General features: G+C 60.7%; 3 protein-coding genes. All 3 read left to right on the top strand.

Going from position 1 to position 2,984, the window contains the following annotated elements:
- Positions 1-936, top strand: a 936-nt coding sequence (locus EOA22_RS29330; protein ID WP_206521352.1) for an ABC transporter permease, incomplete at its 5' end; no start/stop codon positions are given.
- Positions 937-1,023: 87 nt separating this feature from the next.
- Positions 1,024-2,217, top strand: a complete 1,194-nt coding sequence (locus EOA22_RS29325; RefSeq protein WP_206521351.1) for a substrate-binding domain-containing protein — start codon at positions 1,024-1,026, stop codon at positions 2,215-2,217.
- Between the two features lie 83 nt (positions 2,218-2,300).
- Positions 2,301-2,984, top strand: a 684-nt coding sequence (locus EOA22_RS29320; protein WP_164755966.1) for an ATP-binding cassette domain-containing protein, incomplete at its 3' end; no start/stop codon positions are given.

Raw genomic sequence — 2,984 nt, 5'->3', positions numbered from 1 at the left:
GCAACGCTGGTCCTGTTCGTCTTCGGCGGCCTGATCGCCCCGCAGAGTCTTGGCACCGGAGCGATGAGCGGAATGCTTCCCTTTGCCGCGATCCTGGCCCTGGTCAGCCTGGGTCAGACACTCGTCATCCAGCAGGGCGGCATCGATCTGTCCGTGCCGGGGATGGTTTCGCTCAGCGCTGTCATCGTCTGTTACTTCTCGGAGAGCCAACCGAATGCCGAGGGCAGTGTCGTCCTGGCACTCTTTTACGCTTTCGCCGCGGCAGCTGTAGCGGGGCTGATCAGCGGCCTGCTCGTCAGCAAGGTTCGTGTTGCGCCGATCGTGGCCACAATCGGCATGAACGCGCTGCTCTATGGCATGAACGTCAAGATTTCGGGCGGCACACCGGTGTCGGTACCCGGGTCGATAGCGGCATTCGCCAACGGCAAGATATTTGGCATCACGCAGCTCGCCTATTTGGCAGTAGCGATGGCTATTGTCGTCATTTTCGTCGTCAAGGCGACGACCTTCGGGCGCAATTTCGAGGCTGTCGGCGCAAACAGCCGGGCGGCACGCGCGGCGGGTATCGTCGCTGACCGCTACCAGATCGCCGCGTATGTGGGCGCGAGCCTGCTCTATTCGGCCGGCGGCATTCTGCTCGGCGGCCTTATGCAACTGCCAAGTCCGCAGCAGGGCGACAACTACCTGATGCCGTCGATCGCCGCGACGGTTCTGGGTGGAACCTCGCTGTTTGGCGGCAAGGGCAATCTGGCGGCAACCGTGATCGCCGCTCTCTTTCTCACACAGCTCCAGCAATTGGTGCTGACGACGGGCGCCAGCATCGGCGTTCAATACCTTTTTCAAGGTGCCGCGATCCTGGTCGGGGTCGGCATCTATGGTCTTAATTTTCGCAATCTCAAGCGTGCAATCAGCTTGAGGAACAGGTCGACCGCATGATGTCGGCGGCCAAGGGAATAAACAGTTTCAACGCTGTCCATCACGGCAGGTTGGAGAACAGCAACCAAACTTCGTTGGGAGGAAATGATGAAGTCTTATCTTGGATTAAACGTGATATCGGGCGCCGCGCTCGCCCTGTCGGCCTTTGCAACTGTCTCACCGCTGTCGGTCACACAAGCCGGCGCCGCGGATTGGTGCAAGGGCATCGCCGGCGGTGTCTTCTGCGCCGAACCGGCGGCGACACCACCGAGCTTTTGCGGAACGAAGGAGATTTCTGTCGCGCTGGCAGATGGCTTCGCCCAGAACCCCTGGCGGCAGATGACGACGGCCGCAGCGATCAACGAGGCCAGCCAGTGCCCGAACGTCACCGGCTGGGATCACACCGACGGGCAAGGTAACACCCAGAAGGCGATTTCCGACCTCAGCGGTCTCGCAGCGCGCGGCGTCAACGCCATTGTCGTGTTCCCCGATGCCGGCCCGGCCATGCTGCCGGCGATCCGCGATGCCTTCAAGCAGGGCAGCACCGTCGTGCCGTACCGAGCCCGTGTCGGTGGTGAGGAAGGCAAGGATTACAGCGTTTTCGTCGGCACGAACTTCCACCAGGACGGCGTCGACTGGGGAAAATGGATGGCGAAGGCCCTCCACGGCAAGGGAAATGTCGCCTATCTCGGCGGACCTGCCGGAACCAGCCAGAGCCGTGAGCGCGCCGATGGCATCCTCGAAGCGTTCAAGGACTATCCGGGCATCGTCCAGATCGGGCAGAAGCCGTTCGAAGTGACGAATTGGGATTCCAGCATGGTCGCCAAATCACTGGGCGCGCTGATTGCCCAGTATCCGCAGATCGACGGTGTCATCGCCGACCTCAGCATGGGCGTTGTCGCCTCGGGCGTCTTCGAACGCGCCGGTCGGCCGCTTCCGCTTATTGCCGGTGAAGACGCCAATGTGTTCGGCTGCACCTGGAAGAAGCTGCATGACGCCGACGCGAAGTCCCCCTTCCAGTACACGACAAACAGCGCCGAGCAGTGGAACGTACGTCTGGCCGTACGCTGGGCGATCGCCGAGGCAGCCGGCGGCAAGATGGATCAGCCGCTCGTCATAACCGACCCCAACGGCACCAAGCATACGGTGGCCGAGGCCGGTGTGAAGGAAGTGACGAACTTCCAGCTCGAGGATTCGCTTGCCGGAACGGTTTTCTGCAATCCGAAGCTTCCTGAATCCGCTTCAAACGGCACCAGCCTGCCTGACGAACAGGTCCTGGCAGCCCTCAAGGGCGGTCTCTGATCTCGAGCCAAAAGGGGCGGGCTTCTGTCCGCCCCTTCATCTCCTCAAGCAGGATGATGGAAGTCACTTAGGAGGATCGACCCATGGCCACCGTCGAGCAGCTTCAGGCTGACAGGGCAACGCCGACCAGTACTGCGTTGGACAGCCCGTTGGGTTTGCGCATGCAAGGCGTGTGGAAGCGTTTCGGCAATGTCGTCGCCGTGAAGGACATCTCGTTTGACGCGCGATGTGGCGAGGTTCATGCGCTTCTGGGAGAAAATGGCGCAGGCAAGTCGACATTGATGGGCATTGCCTCCGGAAATTTGAGCTTCGATCAGGGTTCGATCGAAATATGCGGACAAACTGTAGATCGCTTGAGCGCGGCACAGGCGCAACGGCTCGGGCTCGCCATCGTGCATCAGCACCCGGCAGTGCTTCCTGATCTGACGGTGGCTGAAAACCTGCTGCTTGCAGTTCCAGCAGCGCTTCGAACGGATTATGCGAATGCCAATGACTGGGTAGTCGCCCAACTCCATCGTGTTGGCTCTGCCGTTCATCCCAAGACCCGGCTGTGTGATGTCGACATAGCACAAAGCCAACTGATAGAACTTGCCAAGGCGCTTGCGATCGACCCGAAGATCCTCATTCTTGACGAACCCACCGCGGCTTTGACAGCCGACCTTGTCGATATCCTGTTTCGCAACGTGCGCCAAGCCGCGGCTCGCGGCGCGGCGGTCATCTACATTTTGCATCGGCTGCAGGAAATCAGACAGATCGCAGACACTGTC

This window comes from Mesorhizobium sp. M7A.F.Ca.US.014.04.1.1, from assembly GCF_003998745.1.
Taxonomy (GTDB): Bacteria; Pseudomonadota; Alphaproteobacteria; order Rhizobiales; family Rhizobiaceae; genus Mesorhizobium; species Mesorhizobium ciceri.
Note: the sequence above shows the minus strand (reverse complement) of the source record. Positions and strands in the feature narration are given on the sequence as shown.

What these genes read in the sequence shown, in the direction of transcription:
- EOA22_RS29325 (WP_206521351.1), top strand. Translation starts at nt 1,024, where the DNA reads ATGAAGTCTTATCTTGGATTAAACGTGATATCGGGCGCCGCGCTCGCC.